At 47.3% G+C, this 18,285-nt stretch carries 12 protein-coding genes and 1 pseudogene; 5 read left to right on the top strand and 8 right to left on the bottom strand.

Annotated elements, in window-relative coordinates; translation table 11 throughout:
* The first annotated feature begins 102 nt into the window (after positions 1 to 102).
* Positions 103 to 1,536 carry a serine-type D-Ala-D-Ala carboxypeptidase gene (dacB, locus tag M989_RS03185; protein ID WP_064541911.1) on the top strand — a complete coding sequence of 478 codons (1,434 nt, stop codon included), beginning with the start codon at positions 103 to 105 and terminating at the stop codon, positions 1,534 to 1,536.
* Between the two features lie 32 nt (positions 1,537 to 1,568).
* Here dacB and opgB (M989_RS03180) read toward each other — a convergent pair whose 3' ends face one another.
* The 6 genes from opgB (M989_RS03180) to rplU form a co-directional block, all read right to left on the bottom strand.
* Positions 1,569 to 3,875 (bottom strand): phosphatidylglycerol--membrane-oligosaccharide glycerophosphotransferase, encoded by a 2,307-nt coding sequence (gene opgB / locus M989_RS03180; RefSeq protein ID WP_064541908.1) that lies wholly within the window; start codon positions 3,873 to 3,875, stop codon positions 1,569 to 1,571.
* A complete protein-coding gene (opgB, locus tag M989_RS03175; protein WP_064541904.1) occupies positions 3,872 to 6,226 on the bottom strand; it encodes a phosphatidylglycerol--membrane-oligosaccharide glycerophosphotransferase in 2,355 nt (784 codons plus the stop codon). The genes opgB (M989_RS03180) and opgB (M989_RS03175) overlap by 4 nt, the downstream gene beginning before the upstream one ends.
* A 157-nt stretch (positions 6,227 to 6,383) precedes the next feature.
* Positions 6,384 to 7,559 (bottom strand): Obg family GTPase CgtA, encoded by a 1,176-nt coding sequence (cgtA, locus tag M989_RS03170; protein ID WP_064541901.1) that lies wholly within the window; start codon positions 7,557 to 7,559, stop codon positions 6,384 to 6,386.
* 15 nt (positions 7,560 to 7,574) lie between these two features.
* On the bottom strand, positions 7,575 to 8,540 hold the full coding sequence (locus M989_RS03165; protein WP_064541898.1) for a DMT family transporter: 966 nt from the start codon (positions 8,538 to 8,540) through the stop codon (positions 7,575 to 7,577).
* Between the two features lie 113 nt (positions 8,541 to 8,653).
* A complete protein-coding gene (rpmA, locus tag M989_RS03160) occupies positions 8,654 to 8,911 on the bottom strand; it encodes a 50S ribosomal protein L27 (protein WP_064541895.1) in 258 nt (85 codons plus the stop codon).
* 19 nt (positions 8,912 to 8,930) lie between these two features.
* Positions 8,931 to 9,242 carry a 50S ribosomal protein L21 gene (gene rplU / locus M989_RS03155; RefSeq protein WP_003025032.1) on the bottom strand — a complete coding sequence of 104 codons (312 nt, stop codon included), beginning with the start codon at positions 9,240 to 9,242 and terminating at the stop codon, positions 8,931 to 8,933.
* A gap of 256 nt (positions 9,243 to 9,498) precedes the next feature.
* Between rplU and ispB the strand changes: the two genes are divergently transcribed.
* Together ispB and sfsB are read left to right on the top strand one after the other, a co-directional pair.
* Complete coding sequence (gene ispB, locus M989_RS03150) at positions 9,499 to 10,470, top strand: octaprenyl diphosphate synthase (protein ID WP_064541892.1); 972 nt, start codon at positions 9,499 to 9,501, stop codon at positions 10,468 to 10,470.
* Positions 10,471 to 10,657: 187 nt separating this feature from the next.
* Positions 10,658 to 10,930, top strand: a complete 273-nt coding sequence (sfsB, locus tag M989_RS03145; protein WP_064541889.1) for a DNA-binding transcriptional regulator SfsB — start codon at positions 10,658 to 10,660, stop codon at positions 10,928 to 10,930.
* Positions 10,931 to 10,948: 18 nt separating this feature from the next.
* Here sfsB and M989_RS03140 read toward each other — a convergent pair whose 3' ends face one another.
* Together M989_RS03140 and M989_RS03135 are read right to left on the bottom strand one after the other, a co-directional pair.
* Entirely contained in the window at positions 10,949 to 12,382 is a 1,434-nt protein-coding gene (locus M989_RS03140; protein WP_083965116.1) for an HlyD family type I secretion periplasmic adaptor subunit, read from the bottom strand.
* A 33-nt stretch (positions 12,383 to 12,415) separates the two neighbouring features.
* Entirely contained in the window at positions 12,416 to 14,542 is a 2,127-nt protein-coding gene (locus M989_RS03135) for a type I secretion system permease/ATPase (protein WP_083965115.1), read from the bottom strand.
* Between the two features lie 320 nt (positions 14,543 to 14,862).
* Here M989_RS03135 and M989_RS03130 point away from each other — a divergent pair, with 320 nt between their 5' ends.
* Positions 14,863 to 15,432: a hypothetical protein gene (locus M989_RS03130; protein ID WP_064541886.1), complete on the top strand. Its 570-nt coding sequence runs from the start codon at positions 14,863 to 14,865 to the stop codon at positions 15,430 to 15,432.
* Between the two features lie 14 nt (positions 15,433 to 15,446).
* Positions 15,447 to 18,285: pseudogene (locus M989_RS25430) on the top strand (calcium-binding protein); the annotation flags it as partial.

Genomic DNA, 18,285 nt, shown 5'->3' with positions numbered 1-18,285 from the left:
TGATACGCATTTTACCCCGAAGTTCACTACGGGTCATCGTTTACTTTACAGGGCGTTGGGCCGTAGTATGACGGCTTGTTTCCAGGTTGTTAGCGCGAGATTATGCGATTTTCCAGATTTATCATCGGATTGACCACCAGTATAGCGTTTAGCGTTCAGGCCGCGAATGTTGATGAGTATATCAATCAGCTTCCCGCCGGGGCCAACCTCGCGCTTTTGGTGCAGAAAGTGGGCGCCCCCGCGCCGTTGATTGATTACCACGGCCAGCAGATGGCGCTCCCGGCCAGTACCCAGAAGGTGCTCACCGCGCTGGCGGCCCTGCTGCAACTTGGCCCCGATTTCCGTTTTACCACCACGCTTGAGACTAAAGGCAGCGTGGATAACGGTACGCTGAAAGGCGACCTGATTGCGCGATTTGGCGGCGATCCGACGCTAAGACGTCAGGATATTCGTAATATGGTGGCGACGCTGAAAAAATCCGGCGTACAAACTATTGACGGTAACGTCCTGATCGATACCTCGATTTTTGCCAGCCACGATAAAGCGCCCGGCTGGCCATGGAACGACATGACCCAGTGCTTTAGCGCACCGCCAGCGGCAGCGATCGTCGACCGCAACTGCTTCTCCATTTCGCTCTACAGCGCGCAGAAAGCTAACGACCTGGCGTTTATTCGTATCGCCTCCTACTACCCGGTCATCATGTTCAGCCAGGTGCGGACGCTGGCAAAAGGCTCACCAGAGGCGCAGTACTGCGAGCTGGACGTCGTACCGGGCGATCTCAACCGCTATACGCTTACCGGCTGCCTGCCGCAGCGTGCGGATCCGCTGCCCCTGGCGTTCGCCATTCAGGATGGCGCCAGCTATGCCGGGGCGATTATCAAAGACGAGCTGAAGCAGGCAGGCATTACCTACACCGGTACGCTGCTACGCCAGACGCTGGTCAACGAGCCGGGTACGGTGATCGCCAGTAAACAGTCGGCGCCGCTGCATGATCTGTTGAAGATCATGCTGAAAAAATCGGACAACATGATTGCCGATACCGTGTTTCGCATGATTGGCCACGCACGCTTTGGCGTGCCGGGCACCTGGCGCGCGGGATCCGATGCGGTACGGCAGATCCTGCGCCAGCAGGCAGGCGTCGATCTCGGCAACACGATTATCGCCGACGGCTCCGGCCTGTCGCGCCATAACCTGATCTCTCCGGCCACCATGATGCAGGCGCTACAGTACATCGCCCTGCATGACAACGAGCTGAACTTTATCTCGATGCTGCCGCTCGCAGGCCATGATGGTTCGCTGCAGTACCGGGCAGGCCTGCATCAGGCGGGCGTCGATGGTAAAGTTTCGGCAAAAACCGGCTCGCTGCAAGGGGTTTATAACCTGGCAGGTTTTATCACCACCGCCAGCGGGCAAAAGATGGCGTTTGTGCAGTATCTGTCGGGCTATGCGGTGCCGCCAGCGGATCAGCGCAATCGCCGTATTCCGCTGGTGCGCTTTGAAAGCCGGCTCTACAAGGACATTTATCAGAACAACTAATAGCCCAGGGCCGCGAATGACAGCGGCCCTTTTTATTGTGGTATCACCTGTAACTCCATGAGCCCGATGCCAATGAAACGACCCGTTTTATCCAGCGGCGACCAGTTGCCCTCCTGAACATCAAGCTCTGGGTAAGGCGGCGTGAGGGTAATGGTGCTGGCATCAGAAGAATTAGAAAACGACAGTTCGAAGACCGAGGGCGTTGCGCCAAAAACGGCCTCATGCTTTTCGTCCCCCACCTGAATAATGACCGGCTGGCCTACATTTCGGCCATAAGCCTTTGCCGTAAGACGCAGCCTGAACGTTTTTGGCAACGGCTGTTGGTACTCCAGAGTGACATCAGGCGCGACAAGCGAGTTAGACCAGCGCCCCCAGGACTCAACCCGGGACAGCCCCTCCATATTTTTCAGAAAGGAAGGTAAGCCTGGCAGTTTAAATTGTACCGATGCGCTGTCATAACGCAACGCGGCATCAGAGCGCACTATTCGGGTTATGGCGCGTTCTTTCTCGCGATCGAGCTCCGGCTGCGGAAACCAGACGGCTTCGGTAATATCCTGATCGCCAAGCGGCCTGATCTGCGCATTTCCCCCTTTATACCCTCGGGCAATACACCATTGCGGCGAGCGTGAGAAAACCGTCGATGATGTTTGCAACAAGCCGAGAATGTAACAGCGGTCGACCCAAATGAACCGAGCGCCATACTGCGCAGTAAGATAGGCCGAGCGTAGCCCCTGATAGCCATTAACCATAGGATAAACCTGCTCATCATGGAAAAGGAGCATAAACGGTAACGGGTACTTCGTTCCCTCAAAGTCAATCCGCTCCTTTTGCGCCAAGAGGGTATATTCCGTGACCTTTTTCGAAGTTTTCCAGAGCTCAATAATATTGGCGATCCATTCCTTTTCAAGTTTGCTGCTAAAAGAGGTAAACCTTTCGGATAGCGAAGCAAGTGATAGCGAGCTTCTCCCCAGGCCAATCTGATTTGCGCCGCCCAGAGCTTCCAGCACTGTCGCACCGTTATCCAGCGTACTTCGTGGTTTATTGAACGCAACGGCGCCTGGTTGCTGCACATTAAAAATGGCGAAAAGATCCTGTCGCTTAGCGCTATCTTCTGGTAACAAATCGGTGGCGTCGTTGCTCATTGAGAGATGATCGGAGCTAAGTACCACTATCGTTTTTGGCCCCCATTTTGACGCTTTAATTCTATGGATAAACCGGCTGATGATCTCCTGGCTACAGCTAATCGCCGCGAGGGAGACGTTGTTTTCGCCGTTAACCTGATAGGTCTTACGCTGGCAGTTATCGGAAATAAATCCATGTGGCGGATGGGTATCGACGGTAAGAGCAAATAATGAGAATCGTTGATTCTTTTCCGAGAGTTCAACAAACTTATCCCAGGCAGCATTGAGAACCGTGTCATCATAGAGCCCCCAGAGATGACGGTACCCTGCTTTCGCCTTATCTCTTAGCTCGAATGAGCCATAGATATGATCGAAACCATGCGTTTTTAAGAAAACATCTTTATCGGAGAAATGGAGATCGGCGCCCTGATAGAAATAGTTCTGATAACCCGATTTTTTTAAAATATCGCCCAGGCAAACTGCATCGGGATAGAAGTGATTAACAACGTTCTGATTGTTAATGTTTAATGGAAAAAACAGCGGCAGGCCACACTGCGAGGCAACGATCCCTCCAATAGTAAACCCCGTTCCGGGCAACTGTTGGGTTGAGGTAAAGCGCATAGCCTGACCTAAATTCTGCGAGAGTTCAGGCAAAAGATGAGGAAAGCGCTGTTCATCAAACCACGTCTGTTCAAGGCTTTCAGCGTAGATATAGACCAGATTATATTCCGGGTGCTTAATCGTCTCCCGCTGAGTAATATAATACCGATCAAACTCATCGCTTAGACTACCCCATTGCCCCATTAAAAGCTCACTGACTTGCACAACAACAGGTGATACGCACACTGCCACCATGGCAATAAACAGTGACAGCGCGTCAAAACTGCGCCGCCCTCCTTGTGATGGCTTGCCAAGACAGAAGCGCACCAGGATCCCAACGACCACCGCCGCAACAACTAACAGGGATATAGGCAGAAAATAGCTCTGAATGTCAGCCCCTTGCAGCGCATGGGTAAGCGTATAAATGACTGACCAGCGCATATCTGTTTGTGTAAAATGCAGACACCCAATGATAAACACGATGCTAATGATATTTAGCGACGCCAGCAGCATCATTAATGTCATCGATAAGCGACTCTTTATCGCCTTTTTTCTATAGATCCCAATCGACAGCAGAAAAAGCAGGCTGGAGGCAAAAAGAAAGTATGAATTTTTCATTTTGTACTCTCGCGGCATTCCCCAATGGTATCTATTTTTAGCGATACCAGGCCCACGCCAATTTTACGGTCAGGGGCATCGGTGGGCGAGGCAATAGTGTTCCCCTCCCGGCTTAGCTCTGGATATGGGGGCGTTATCATTACCGTTTTTCCTGACACCTGGGAGAAATGCAGACGATGCATCGCACTTTCTTTGCCAAGCCGAAGATACTGAGTCCGATCGCCGACGCGTATCGTAATGGGTTCATTGACATTTTTACCGTAGGCCTTCGCATCAATATTCATCCAAAAATCGCAAGGAAGTTCATCACGATAGGTCACCGTCACCGCGGGTGCCTGCACCGCATCTGACCAGCGCCCCCAGGATTCTCGCGCGCCAATACCGGTGACAGAATCAACGCCATCAGGCACGCCTTCCAGGTAAAACAAAATCGCATCAGAGGGGTAGCGAATATGGGCGTTCATCTGCCGTAACTGATTCAGGATGGAGGTGACGTATTTCTCTGAATGGGACTGAGGCGTGGGTATTTCCGCCTGTACCGTACCGTTCCATGTTGATAACGGTAATTTTTCGATAGCCACGTTGCCAGAAAGCGTTCCTTCGGCTTTACACCATTGCGGTGACAAAACGATCTCATCACGCTCTTTTGCCCATACGTTTCCCATTTGAAAACAGCGGTCAACCCAGATGAAATGTTTTTCAGGGGAGAGGTTCGCCAGCTTAAAACGTAGCGGCGCCTGCCCCCGGCGGTCTGTCAGTAACGAAGGTTTACCTTTAATGAATCCAACCAGTAAAGGGATTGGATAAACTTTAGCGTCGAAAGAGAGGGTTTCTTTTTGCGTATCGACAACATAGTCTTGCATCGCCAGTGGTGTTCCCCAGAGTTTCTGTACATGAGGCGACCATGCAATAATTTTGCTCCCAATATTACGAAAACGCTGGGTCAACGATGTTCGGCTTAAAGTGCTGCGCCCTAAGCCAAGATTATTTCCCCCGCCAAGGAGTTCAAGAACTGTCGCACCATTATCCATCGTGTTACGTGGTTGGTTATTTATTCCCGCTGTTAGCCCCTCCTTCAAAATGAAGAATAATCCATGGCGTTCATATTTTTTTAGGTAGTCAATCGCGACAGACGTGTTATTCATGGCAAGATGGTCAGAAGAGACTACAACAATCGTGTTCTTTGCCCACGGAGATCTTTTAATTCTGTCAATAAGTTTCGCAATTTCACGCTGACTACAGGCCACCGCCCCTAATGATGGCACAGCCTCTCCCGCCATAATATATGAAGATCCTTTGCATTCGTCAGGAATGTACCCATGAGGTGGGTGAGTATCAAGGGTTAATGTAAAAATAGAAAATCGTTTTCCAGCCTCTGACAAGGTTTTAAATTTGTCCCATACCTGTTGCAGAACAAGATTATCATAGAGCCCCCATTCATTCTGATAGGTTAGGTCATCTTTATACTTCGACTGTTCCAGACCAAATGCATGATCGATACCATGGGCATGGAAGAACTGATCTTTATTAGCAAATCGAACATTCGCCCCCTGGTAAAAATAATTTTCATAACCGGAGTTTTTAAGAATATCGCCAAGACAGATTTTTCCGGAGAAAAAATCACTAGTAACATCGGTATTATTGCCAAATCCTGAAGGCATAAAGAGCGGCAGACCACACTGTGATGCAACAATTCCAGCGATAGTGAAATCCATACCTGCATATTGTTGAGTCTGACTAAAGTCTAACCCCGAATGCTTAATTGCTCCCAGGTCAGCGGTTAAACCAGGAAAATGTGTATCATCAAAATACGTTCGTTCAAGGCTTTCGACATAAATATAGACCAGGTTATATTTTGGGTTATTAATCACCGAGATGGGCGGGATATAATAATTATAAAAATCTTTTCCGCTATCAGAAACATCGGGGACAACAGTTTTTCTGTATTGTAGCCATACTGGAGATGCGACTAGTGCGCCGAAGGAAAATACAACTGCCAGTATAGTATATAGTTTGCTTTGCCGAAAAAAAGGCGAGTTCGTGGAAATAATTTTAGTCGATAACCAAAGCGTGAAGGCCACAATAACAATAGCACATACCCCGGGTAGAATATAGCTTTTAACACCTACCCCGGTTAACGAACTGGTTAATGTATAAATGACAGCCCAGGTAATTCCTTCGCCAGTAAAATAATAGCAGCATGCCCAAAAAATATTGAGTAACAAAACACCACACAATGCAATAATAATCCAGGCGGTTGATAATCTGCACTTCCATGCTTTTAACTTATAGATAAAAAGTGAAATAACGATCGAAATAAATGAAACTATTAACAATGATAGATATGACATATTCCCTTCTAGCCATGATTTATATAATCAATCCCTTTTCTATCTTATTTTATAACGCTCGTGGTTAATAGAAACTGGCTGGCTTTTAGGAATACATAAAGATTAGCAGAGAGGCGGCATAAAAAAGCGGGTCTTTCGACCCGCCTTTCACTGAAACTTAACGTTTGTAGATGAACTCAACGCCTTCTTCGTCGTCTTCATCCCAATCGTCATCCCACTCTTCGTCTTCAGCTTCTGCCGCCACTTCATCAAGCTGCTGACGGTGGTAATCGTCCCACATGAACTCAACTTTCTCTGGCTGTTTCGCTTCTTCCTCCTGAGCAATTGGGTTCTCAATGATGAAGTTCATCACGTCCCAGCACAGGTCTTTGACACCCACCTGGCTTGCCGCGGAGATCAGGTAATACTTGTCTTCCCAGCCCATCGCTTCCGCAATCGCTTTAGCTTTAGCTTCGGCTTCCGCTTTATCCATGGTGTCAATTTTGTTGAACAGCAGCCAGCGAGGCTTATTCGCCAGTTTCTCGCTGTATTTCTCCAGCTCACCGATGATGATTTTTGCGTTCTCAGCCGGATCGGAGCCGTCGATCGGATCGATATCAATGATGTGCAGCAGCACGCGGCAGCGCTCAAGGTGCTTCAGGAAGCGAATACCGAGGCCTGCACCTTCGGATGCGCCTTCAATCAGACCCGGGATATCGGCAATAACAAAACTCTTCTCGTTATCAACGCGGACAACACCGAGGCTCGGCACCAGGGTGGTAAACGGATAGTCCGCAACTTTCGGCTTCGCAGCGGAAACGGCGCGGATGAAGGTCGATTTACCGGCGTTCGGCATCCCCAGCATCCCAACGTCCGCCAGCAGCATCAATTCCAGCTGCAGATCGCGCTTGTCGCCCGGAGTACCCATGGTTTTCTGACGCGGGGTACGGTTTACGGACGATTTAAAACGGGTGTTGCCCAGACCGTGCCAGCCGCCCTTAGCCACCATCAGACGTTGACCGTGTTTGGTCATATCGCCCATGGTTTCACCGGTGCCCTGATCGATAACACGCGTACCAACCGGCACCCTAATGGTGACGTCTTTGCCACGCTTACCGGTACAGTCGCGGCTCGCGCCGTTCTGACCACGCTCGGCGCGGAAGGATTTTTCAAAACGGTAGTCAATCAGGGTGTTCAGGTTCTCGTCGGCTTCCATCCATACGTCGCCGCCGTCACCGCCATCACCGCCGTCCGGGCCGCCTTTCGGAATATATTTTTCACGGCGGAAGCTCACGCAACCATTACCGCCATCACCTGCTACGACCAGGATCGTTGCTTCATCAACAAACTTCATTTTACTCTCCGTAAATCATTCGCCTGCGCGGGGTAACGGAACAACCGCTTCACGCTTACGCCACCGCCCCCATAGACGATGACCAATGGCGGAATACATCGCGCCCGCAACCACGACAAACGCACCGAGGTAACCTAAAAGGTTCAACATCGGTCTGGCGAAGAAATCGGGCCAGGCCATTGATAATAAATCTGAAAATAACAGAGTGAACAGCGGAGTCAGTGTGACTAACGCGCTCACCTGTGCCGCCTGCCAGCGCGCCATGGCTTCCGCCAGCGCCCCGTAGCCGACCAGTGTGTTCAGACCACAAAAGATCAGACAGGCTAACTGCCAGTCGCTCAGCTGCCCAATCACCTCAGGCTTCGCTAACGGCAGCAGTGCAATCGTACATAAAGTGTACAATAAAAAGAGGATCTGCTGTGACGCCATCTGCCGCAATAACACCTTTTGCGCGACGCCGTAACTCACCCACACCATCGCCGCACCGACACCAAAGATAACGCCCCAGGTGTAATCGGTCAGGCGGGTAAAAATTTCGATAAGGCTGGTGTTAAAGAACATTACCAGCCCGCAAATCAGCATGGTCGCCCCGATAATCTGCGTGCCACGCATCTTTTCTTTGAGGATAAAGACGCTTGCGACCATCATACCGACGGGAGACAGCTGGCCGATCACCTGCGACGCCGTTGGGCTAACGTACTGTAGCGATGAGCTAAACAGTACGAAGTTACCAAACAGCCCGCCCGTGGCGATCAGCAGCAGTACCAGCCAACGCGGGTCACGAAAGAGCCGCAGGGACGGCAGCTTGCGCTTCCAGGTCAGGATGAGGCCCAGACCACAGCTTGCCATCAGAAAGCGGTAGAAAACGACGGTAGGCGGTTCCATGACTTCCAGAACCTGCTTCATCGCAATGGGCAACGCTCCCCAACAAACCGCCGTGGTGAGCGCCAACAGAATACCTATGCCCGCCTGTTGCTTCATACCGGATTTCCTACCCTGAAACAGCGCTACAGACCATCATTTACCTGGCGTCGAATGTAAAAAGCCCCGCAACGTGTTGCGGGGCTTTTATCCGTTACCGGGACGCGAATAACTTATTCAGCAACGATGCTGATATATTTACGGTTATTCGGACCTTTAACTTCAAATTTCACTTTACCGTCTGCTTTAGCAAACAGAGTGTGGTCTTTGCCGCAACCAACGTTGGAGCCAGCGTGGAATTTGGTACCACGTTGACGAACGATGATGCTACCAGCCAGAACTGTTTCACCGCCGAAGCGTTTTACGCCCAGACGTTTAGCTTCTGAATCGCGACCGTTACGAGTCGAGCCGCCAGCCTTTTTATGTGCCATTTAATCTGCTCCCCTTAACTTAAGCGCTGATGCCAGTGATTTTCACATCAGTGAACCACTGACGATGGCCCTGCTGCTTACGGTAGTGTTTACGACGACGAAACTTAACGATTTTAACTTTCTCGCCACGACCGTGAGCAACAACTTCAGCTTTGATAACGCCGCCATCAACGAAAGGAACGCCGATTTTGACTTCTTCACCGTTTGCGATCATCAGAACTTCTGCGAATTCAACAGATTCGCCAGTTGCGATGTCCAGCTTTTCCAGGCGAACGGTCTGACCTTCGCTTACTCGGTGTTGTTTACCACCACTTTGGAAAACCGCGTACATATAAACTCCGCTTCCGCGCACATCTTCGTGTGATTCAGAGTGCGCTATAAATATTCACAATAGGGCGCGAATATTACGCAAAACGCGAGCCTTTGACAAGTGCTACCATCAATAGATGCAGAAAAAAAACACAACGCGCACGGCAACGTTTATCTGTCGCGTTTTTTCAGTACAATCGTAGCTACAACTCTAACGTAAAACCTTCGTTATCCCGTATGGATAAGTGGTAAACAGGACATTAAGCCCGGCTTTTGCGATGAATTTACAAAAAATCAATGAGTTAACCGCGCAGGATATGGCGGGAGTCAATGCGACGATTCTTGAGCAGCTCAACTCAGACGTCCAGTTGATCAACCAGCTTGGCTATTACATCGTTAGCGGCGGCGGAAAACGGATTCGTCCCATGATCGCCGTGCTGGCAGCCCGTGCCGTTGGCTATCAGGGAAACGCCCACGTCAAGATTGCCGCGTTAATCGAATTTATTCATACCGCGACGCTCCTGCATGACGACGTCGTTGATGAGTCCGACATGCGCCGTGGCAAGGCCACGGCCAACGCCGCCTTTGGCAACGCGGCCAGCGTGCTGGTTGGCGACTTTATCTACACCCGCGCCTTCCAGATGATGACCAGCCTCGGTTCACTCAAGGTGCTGGAAGTCATGTCTGAAGCCGTCAACGTCATTGCAGAAGGTGAAGTCCTTCAGCTCATGAACGTGAACGATCCGGACATCACCGAAGAGAACTATATGCGTGTGATCTACAGTAAGACCGCACGTCTGTTCGAAGCAGCCGCCCAATGTTCCGGCCTGCTGGCTGGCTGTACGCCAGAGCAGGAAAAGGGCTTACAGGATTATGGCCGCTACCTGGGCACCGCCTTCCAGCTGATCGACGACCTGCTCGACTACAGCGCCGATGGCGAAACGCTGGGTAAAAACGTCGGCGATGACCTGAACGAAGGTAAACCAACGCTGCCGCTGCTGCATGCCATGCGTAACGGCACGGCGGAACAAGCGCAGCTGATTCGCGGCGCTATCGAGCAGGGTAACGGCCGACATCTGCTGGAACCGGTGCTGGAAGCGATGGCCGCCTGCGGCTCGCTGGAATGGACGCGCCAGCGTGCCGAAGAAGAAGCCGATAAAGCCATTGCCGCCCTGGCCCCCCTTCCGGACTCCCAATGGCGCGATGCGCTTATTGGCCTCGCCCACATGGCGGTTCAACGCGATCGCTAATCCCTCTCCCGCGCAATGCGCGGGAAAGTTCCTGAAAACTCCCAATGACGTTATTTCGCGCCTGAAAATTAACGTTTTCCTAATTTAATGCAACTTACACGAACTTTTTAGAATCTTACTGAAAAGCACGTTACAGTACATTCCTCGCCCAACATGACGATTTAAACAGCGCTCTCAGGGAGGAAGTATGGATAAGTTAATCGACTGGCATCCGGCGGACATCATCGCCGGGCTGCGCAAAAAAGGCACGTCAATGGCCGCAGAATCACGCAAAAATGGCCTGAGCTCGTCAACGCTCGCCAACGTGCTCTCACGCCCCTGGCCTAAGGGTGAAATGATTATTGCGAAGGTGCTGGAGACGGATCCATGGGTCATCTGGCCATCACGCTACCACGATCCGGTAACCCATGAGTTTATCGATAGAACACAGGCGATGCGCAAACCACGCAGCCACCAATGAGTGACGTTCGTGCGGTATTTATCGCTCAATAAAGCTATTATCAATCGTGGTCTGGAGGGGGCTGAGCAGATAATCGATCACCCTCCTCTTGCCTGTTTTTATTTCGGCAGTCACATTCATTCCCGCGCTCAACGGCACGCTGGTATTTTCAATCATGATCTTTTGCTGGTCTAAAGCGACTCTGGCATTAAAAATTAAGCCGAGCTTTTCATCTTCAATTGCATCCAGGCTCACATGCTGCACTTTGCCTGTCAGATAGCCATAACGGGTATAAGGAAAAGATTCAATCTTTACCACGACATCCTGTCCCGCTTTGACAAAACCAATGTCTTTATTCGCCACCATCGCATCGACTTCTATCGTATCATTTAGCGGCGCAAGGATCATAATAGGCTGCCCTTCCATCACGACTCCGCCTTCAGAATGAAAAGCCAGCTGTTGAACCACGCCAGAGACTGGCGCAGTCAGCGACATCAGCATCTGCCGTTGACGCGTTTTGGCAAGCTGTTCCTGTAGCTCATTGATCGTTTCATTCGCAGCTCGTAGCCCATCAAGCGTATCTCGTTTCAGGAGTTGTAGATTTAAGCTGCGTTCTTTCTCCGTCTGATGCACGCTCTCCAGCACCTGCTTTTGCTGCTCGTACAGACTCTTCAGGTCCTGATCGTTCTCAATAATTTTACTCTGTTGGCTATAGAGTTCATGCTGGGAGAGGTAATTTTTATCACGCAATTTTTGATAATCGGCTAAGCGCTGTTTTTCGATCTCTCCGACATTCTTTAGTTTTGTTATCTGCGATCTTGTTGAACGGAGTTCTGCCTGATGCTGCTGTAAAATCGCCTGGGATTGCTCATCCTGTATAAACCAGCTTTGATATTGGTTGCGCACAAGCTGTTTTGCAGCAGCGACTTCCACTTCAACCAGCGCATAAGGCTTGATTGCATCCAGCGTAATATCAGGCATCGTTCGTGAATCCAGCGCCTGAAGTAAAGCCTGATTACGCAATTTGGCCAGAATAGCCGCATCAAGCTGGCGGCGCGCTTGTTGATAGTCGCTATCAGAACCTATTCCAGCCAGTTCGATCAGCTGGTCGCCTTTTTCAACGTGATCGCCATCTTTCACATAAATTCGTTTTATTACGGATGTTTCAAGCGGCTGAATAGCTTTACTATGTCCTGAAGGGATTGTTTTCCCTGTACTCACCGCCACTATTTCAACCTGCCCAATAATTGCCCACAGCAATGCAATTACAGCAAAAGCCATAATAATTCGCATAACAAGTTTGGGGGCTACTGAGGTCGGTGTTTCAATAAGTTCCAGATGAGCTGGCAGAAACTCCCGTTCATCCTGCATGCGTTCCTGTATTTCAAGTTGTTTACGTATTGCCCAGGTCTCATAAAAAGCTTTCTTGTAACGTAGCCATAAGTCTAAGAAATTATTCAGCCAGTCCCGCATATATCCTCCTGATACTATATATCCCTGAATAACCTAATTCGCCTGCAATTGATAAAGGTAACGGTAATATCCATTCTCTTTATTAAGCAGTTCAGTATGACTACCTTGTTCAACGATCTCGCCCTGATCCATAGCGATAATGCGATGTGCAAAGCGAACGGTAGACAATCGGTGGGCAATAATAATTACGGTTCTGTTCATGCAGATCTTCTGCATGTTATCCATGATTATTTTTTCTGACTCATAATCAAGTGCGCTGGTTGCTTCATCAAAAATAAGAATTCGAGGGTTAGAGATAATGGCTCGGGCAATGGCAATTCTTTGCCGCTGGCCGCCCGATAATTGCGAGCCTTGTTCTCCCACCTGAGTATCATAGCCTTCGGGAAGTTTCATAATAAAATCATGGGCACCAGCCATTTCTGCGGCTGCAATTACCCGTTCTAATGGGATACCCGGTTCACTCAACGCGATGTTGTCTCTGATGCTGCGATTCAGCAGAGCGTTCTCTTGTAACACTATGCCAATCTGTCGCCTTAGCCATGCAGGATCAGCCAGTGCAAGATCGTTACCATCGACAAGTACTCGCCCTTGCTCCGGGGTATACAGCCGTTGAACAAGACGAGTTAACGTGCTCTTTCCTGAGCCTGAACGGCCGACAATGCCAACAACCTCCCCCACCTTTATTGCTAGCTTTAAATTTTTAATAATAAGCGGCCCATCAACACGATACCGAAACTGCACGTTATCAAAGTCAATCTGCCCTTTTATGGCGGGCAACGCCAAACGGCTGTGGCTCACTTCTGTTGGCGTATTCAGGATATCTCCCAACCTGGCCACCGAAATACCAACCTGCTGAAAATCCTGCCATAGCTGGGCAAGCCTGATAACCGGCGCGGCGACCTGCCCGGCAAGCATGTTGAAGGCAATTAATTGCCCTACTGACAGATCACCCTGTATGACAAGCTGTGCCCCCAGCCATAAGTTAACCACCGTCACCAGCTTCTGGATAATCTGGATCCCTTGCTGGCCAATTGTTGCCAACACGGTAACCTTGAACCCCGCACTGACATAGGCGGCAAGCTGTTTATCCCAATGCTGGGTCGTCTGAGGTTCAACGGCCATTGATTTTATGGTGTTCATTGCGCTGATGGACTCAACCAGGAAAGATTGGTTGTCGGCCCCTCGGGCAAACTTCTCATTTAAGCGACTGCGTAAAACAGGGCTCAGCAGTGCGGACCAGATGGCATAACAGGGTAAGGATATCAGCACGACTAGCGTTAACCACCCGCTGTAGAACCACATCACGGTAATAAAAATGAAAGAGAACAAAAGATCGAGGACTGACGTTAGCGCCTGACCGGTCAAAAAGCTGCGGATTTGTTCTAGCTCACGTACTCTGGCGACCGTGTCGCCGACCCTTCTTTTTTCAAACCAGGAAATAGGTAACTTGAGCAGGTGACGGAAAATCCATGCGCCAAGTTCAACATCAATACGACTGGTGGTGTGAGCAAAGATATAGGTTCTTAATCCTCCCAGGATAACCTCAAAAAAGAACACAATGATAAGCGCTACAGATATGACATTGAGTGTACTCATTCCTCGATGTACAAGCACTTTGTCCATGACCACCTGAAAAAAAAGTGGCGTAATCAATGCAAAAAACTGTAGCACCACTGACGCAATCAAAACCTCAAGGAAGATACGGCGGTATTTAATTACGGCAGGAATGAACCAAGAAAAATCGAACCTTTTAAGAATATTATTTATATTTTGTCTTGTAGTTACAAGAATCAATGTTCCAGTGTATCGTTTAGAGAAGGCATCCCTATCCAGAACAACAATTTTCTTTAACTCAGGGTCTTGTATTAAATATTTCTCCCCCTCTATTTTCGCCAGAATAAAGTGCCTTCCGTTATCGTCCCAGACCATTGCTGGCAACGAGAGTTTATGCAATCGATGGATCTCTTTCTTGACGGCTTTAACCGTGAGTCCCACATCCCGGGCGGCAAGCAGCCATTGCTGCTGCGTCATGCCCTGTCCATCTGGGTCGAAGCGGTGTTTGATATCATCACAATTAATTGCAATACCGTAAAAGCTGGCCAAAATATAAAGTGAAGAGATCATTACAGACGAACCATCAACCCCGGAAACCTCAATCATCGATAATTACCAATTTTGCTAAAACATGGCCCCCATCATATTATAACCCTAATATTTTAGTAGTATATAAACAGTCAAGAAACTGAAATAAAAACATAATCAAAAGGAATGTTAAACGCCAAATAATAAATCATCAAAATATAATACCATTATCAATGGTTACATTAAAAAATCTGATAATCTACTTATGCAAACGATAACAGAAGAAATAAAAACATCACCACACTGAATAAAACATTAAAATATTCCATTCCAATGAATATTAACCATTTAGGCTAGCATTGTTATTGATACACTTAACAACTCACGGAGAAAATACAATGCAGATAAACACAGAAAGAAATTATACCATATTCGGCTTTAAAAAAAATCAAGATAAAATAAAAAAACACAAGCTATGTTATATAGTTTTCTTATTCATATTCTACAACACGGCTTATGGCATTGAGTACAAAGAAAACACACCTAGCATCAAATGCTATAGAGATGTGGATGATAACAATTGGATAAAATACTCTATGCCATCTAAGGAAATAAAGACAGGAAAAGGAGGGAAATATTTTATAAGCCTAGTAAATAACGCTATTGAAAATCGCAATTCATTTCCTGATTTTTATATTTTTATATATGAAAAAGCCTATCCCAACAAATTTATAGATGCAGCCGAATATAATGCAAACACATCAACATTTGATAACAACTCAAAAGAAAGAATATTCGGAAACTCCGAAAAAATAGATGGAAAATTATCTGAAAGCCGTGTTTTTAGCACTACCTTAAAGCGAAACACTAACTATGTAATTGAAACAACGTTTTATTTTAAAAATGAAATTTGCCCTGACGTAAATAATTTTTTCATTGATGTTGAAAAATCACACTTTGTCTGGTAAATATGGAGGTTACAATGTCTTATACCATCAAAATAAAAAATGACGCATCGCTCATAGACGGAAACGGATTCGTCCATACATGGCTAGAGTATACGGTAGTTGATGATGATGGAAATATAAAAACAGAATTCTTTAGTTTTTCTTCACCAGACGCAGGCACATTTTTTGGTGCAGATAGCACAGGTATTTTCACTAATAAGGCTATGGATGGTCGTCCTACATCGCAAGAGATCTCCCTCAGAATATCCGATGAACAACATGAACTGTTAATAAATAATATTGAAAAGTTTAAGAATTCAGGAAGTAATTATGATTTAACACCCGATGGTAATGGTGATTACAATTGCACCACGGCAGTTGCGAAGGTCTTATCTGATTCTGGCATACACTTAATGGACAATGTTAATACTCCATTCGGCGTGGTTGACCTTTACGAACAAATTTATAAAAACAATTCAAAAGATGATCCTATAGATTATAACGATTCATTAAACAATTATAACAATAGTTATATAGATGCATTTTTAGATAGCAAACAAAACTTAGATGACGCTATTGAGTCATTTCTCATGCCAGAGTTAAAATATCTTAATGAGCTTTCATTAAAATATCCTGCACTTGCCCCACTAAATGAGCAGGCTCAAAATGAAATGGCTATGATTTATACACTAAGAGACAATCCTAATTTTGATGAATCCGAATTATCGCGAAATAGTGCGCTCCAGGAGCTGTGTGGTTTCCTTGATTCAAAAGTTCAAAACTATGCTGAACTAATACATAACATAAACAAAGCAATCGATAACGATCCTTCCCTTGCTCTCGATCCCTTAAGACTTTTAGATTTGTTTGGGAATGACTTTATGTTCCCAAGCATAGAAAAAGCTGAAAAAACAACCAGTCCAATTATCATTGATCTAGATAATGATGGGGTCGAAACAATTAGTAAAAACAATGATATATACTTTGATCATGACGGAAATGGATTCTCTGAAAACACTGGATGGGTTTCACCAGATGATGGATTACTCGTTTATGATATTAACAAGGATGGTAAAATTGATACAGGACAAGAGCTATGGGGGAATAATACAATAACCAATGGAAATTATGCACCAAATGGTTTTGTAGCACTAAAAAAATGGGATACCGATAACAATAACAAAATAGATTATGATGATAGCATCTGGGATGATTTAAAAATATGGCAAGATAGTAACAGCAATGCTGTCGTTGACGAAGGAGAGTTAAAGGGCCTTTCTTATTTTAATATATCTTCAATTTCCCTAAAATATAAAACATCCACAGCAAAAGATGCGAATGGAAACACTCACCGCCAAATAGGCGAATTTAAATTTGATGATGGTTCAACTGGAATTGCCACAGACGTTTGGTTTGCTACAAACCAAACTGATAGTAATTATAACCATAAGGAATATAACCTTGATTTCTTTGCAACCCTCCCGTTTATCCGAGGATATGGCATCGTACCGGACATTTATAATGTTGCCAGTACTAATAAAAAACTTCATTCATTACTTACGGAGTTAAGTTTATCACCATCAAAAGGATTTAATTCTGATTTCATTGATTCTATCATCTTCGAATGGACTGGGGTTGTTAATGTTGATGAGGAGAGCAGAGGTAGCAATGTAGATGCGCGACATTTAGCGGCTTTGGAAAACATCACAAACAATAAATACAACAACCCAAATGGCAGCAATAACGCCAACCCTCTGTCAAACGCATCCAAACTTATCGAAAGTGAGTATGCTAAATTCAGATTATATATCCAAGCTCAGCTTTTATCTCAAACATTATATAAAGAAGAGTTCTCCACTTTAAATATTATTCACAACAAGGAATACACAGGGTTAACTATTGATACATCAGAATTCTATACTCTTCTAGATAAATTACAGTCTGAAGATATTTATAAATACGCGGCAATTGTAAGTATCGCACATAATCTGATGCAATATGTAGATAGTGATAGCTATTTTAAACGTGACATATCAGCTAAGGCTGCATTGTATACGTTCAGCTTTTATTCGAATGGAGTTCTACCTAGTGGCAGTGGTAACGATACATATCTCTTTACAAGAGGCCACGGTCAGGACATCGTTCAGGACTCAGCAGCAGATACGGTCAACACCCTGATCTTTAACGATGCCTCTGCCTCTGACCTCGTCCTGGCAAAATCCGGCAATGACCTGGTTATCCACGCCTACGGCTCCGACGACACCGTCACCCTGACCAACTACTTCAGCTCCGCTAGCTACCGTAAATTCAGTATCACCCTTGACGATCAGACCCTCTCCATGGCTGATCTCGCCGCCATGGGCTTCCCCGTCTATGGTACCGACGGCAATGACACCCTCAGCGGCTGGAATAACGCCGATACCCTCTATGGTTATGCCGGCAACGACAGCCTGAGCGGCTATGATGGCAATGACATTCTCGACGGAGGTGCCGGCAACGACTCCCTTAATGGCAATAACGGCAATGACACCCTCGACGGCGGCACCGGCAACGACTCCCTTAATGGCAATAACGGCAATGACACCCTCGACGGCGGTACCGGCAACGACTCCCTTAATGGCAATAACGGCAATGACACCCTCGACGGCGGCACCGGCAACGATAAACTCTCTGGTGGCAGCGGCGACGATACCTATGTCTTTAATAAAGGCCACGGCCAGGACACCGTTTCTGACTCTGCCACCTCCTCCGTCAACACCCTTGTGTTCCAGGGGGCTACCGCCGCCGACCTCGTCATGGAAAAGTCCGGTTACGACCTGATCATTCACGCCTACGGCACTGACGATACCGTCACCCTGACCGATTATTTCCGCT

Source organism: Kluyvera georgiana ATCC 51603 (assembly GCF_001654985.1).
Classification (GTDB): Bacteria; Pseudomonadota; Gammaproteobacteria; order Enterobacterales; family Enterobacteriaceae; genus Kluyvera; species Kluyvera georgiana.
Note: the sequence above shows the minus strand (reverse complement) of the source record. Positions and strands in the feature narration are given on the sequence as shown.

What these genes read in the sequence shown, in the direction of transcription:
- rpmA (WP_064541895.1), bottom strand. Translation starts at nt 8,911, where the DNA reads ATGGCACATAAAAAGGCTGGCGGCTCGACTCGTAACGGTCGCGATTCA.
- cgtA (WP_064541901.1), bottom strand. Translation starts at nt 7,559, where the DNA reads ATGAAGTTTGTTGATGAAGCAACGATCCTGGTCGTAGCAGGTGATGGC.
- M989_RS03165 (WP_064541898.1), bottom strand. Translation starts at nt 8,540, where the DNA reads ATGAAGCAACAGGCGGGCATAGGTATTCTGTTGGCGCTCACCACGGCG.
- M989_RS03135 (WP_083965115.1), bottom strand. Translation starts at nt 14,542, where the DNA reads ATGATTGAGGTTTCCGGGGTTGATGGTTCGTCTGTAATGATCTCTTCA.
- opgB (WP_064541908.1), bottom strand. Translation starts at nt 3,875, where the DNA reads ATGAAAAATTCATACTTTCTTTTTGCCTCCAGCCTGCTTTTTCTGCTG.
- ispB (WP_064541892.1), top strand. Translation starts at nt 9,499, where the DNA reads ATGAATTTACAAAAAATCAATGAGTTAACCGCGCAGGATATGGCGGGA.
- M989_RS03140 (WP_083965116.1), bottom strand. Translation starts at nt 12,382, where the DNA reads ATGCGGGACTGGCTGAATAATTTCTTAGACTTATGGCTACGTTACAAG.
- opgB (WP_064541904.1), bottom strand. Translation starts at nt 6,226, where the DNA reads ATGTCATATCTATCATTGTTAATAGTTTCATTTATTTCGATCGTTATT.
- M989_RS03130 (WP_064541886.1), top strand. Translation starts at nt 14,863, where the DNA reads ATGCAGATAAACACAGAAAGAAATTATACCATATTCGGCTTTAAAAAA.
- dacB (WP_064541911.1), top strand. Translation starts at nt 103, where the DNA reads ATGCGATTTTCCAGATTTATCATCGGATTGACCACCAGTATAGCGTTT.
- rplU (WP_003025032.1), bottom strand. Translation starts at nt 9,242, where the DNA reads ATGTACGCGGTTTTCCAAAGTGGTGGTAAACAACACCGAGTAAGCGAA.
- sfsB (WP_064541889.1), top strand. Translation starts at nt 10,658, where the DNA reads ATGGATAAGTTAATCGACTGGCATCCGGCGGACATCATCGCCGGGCTG.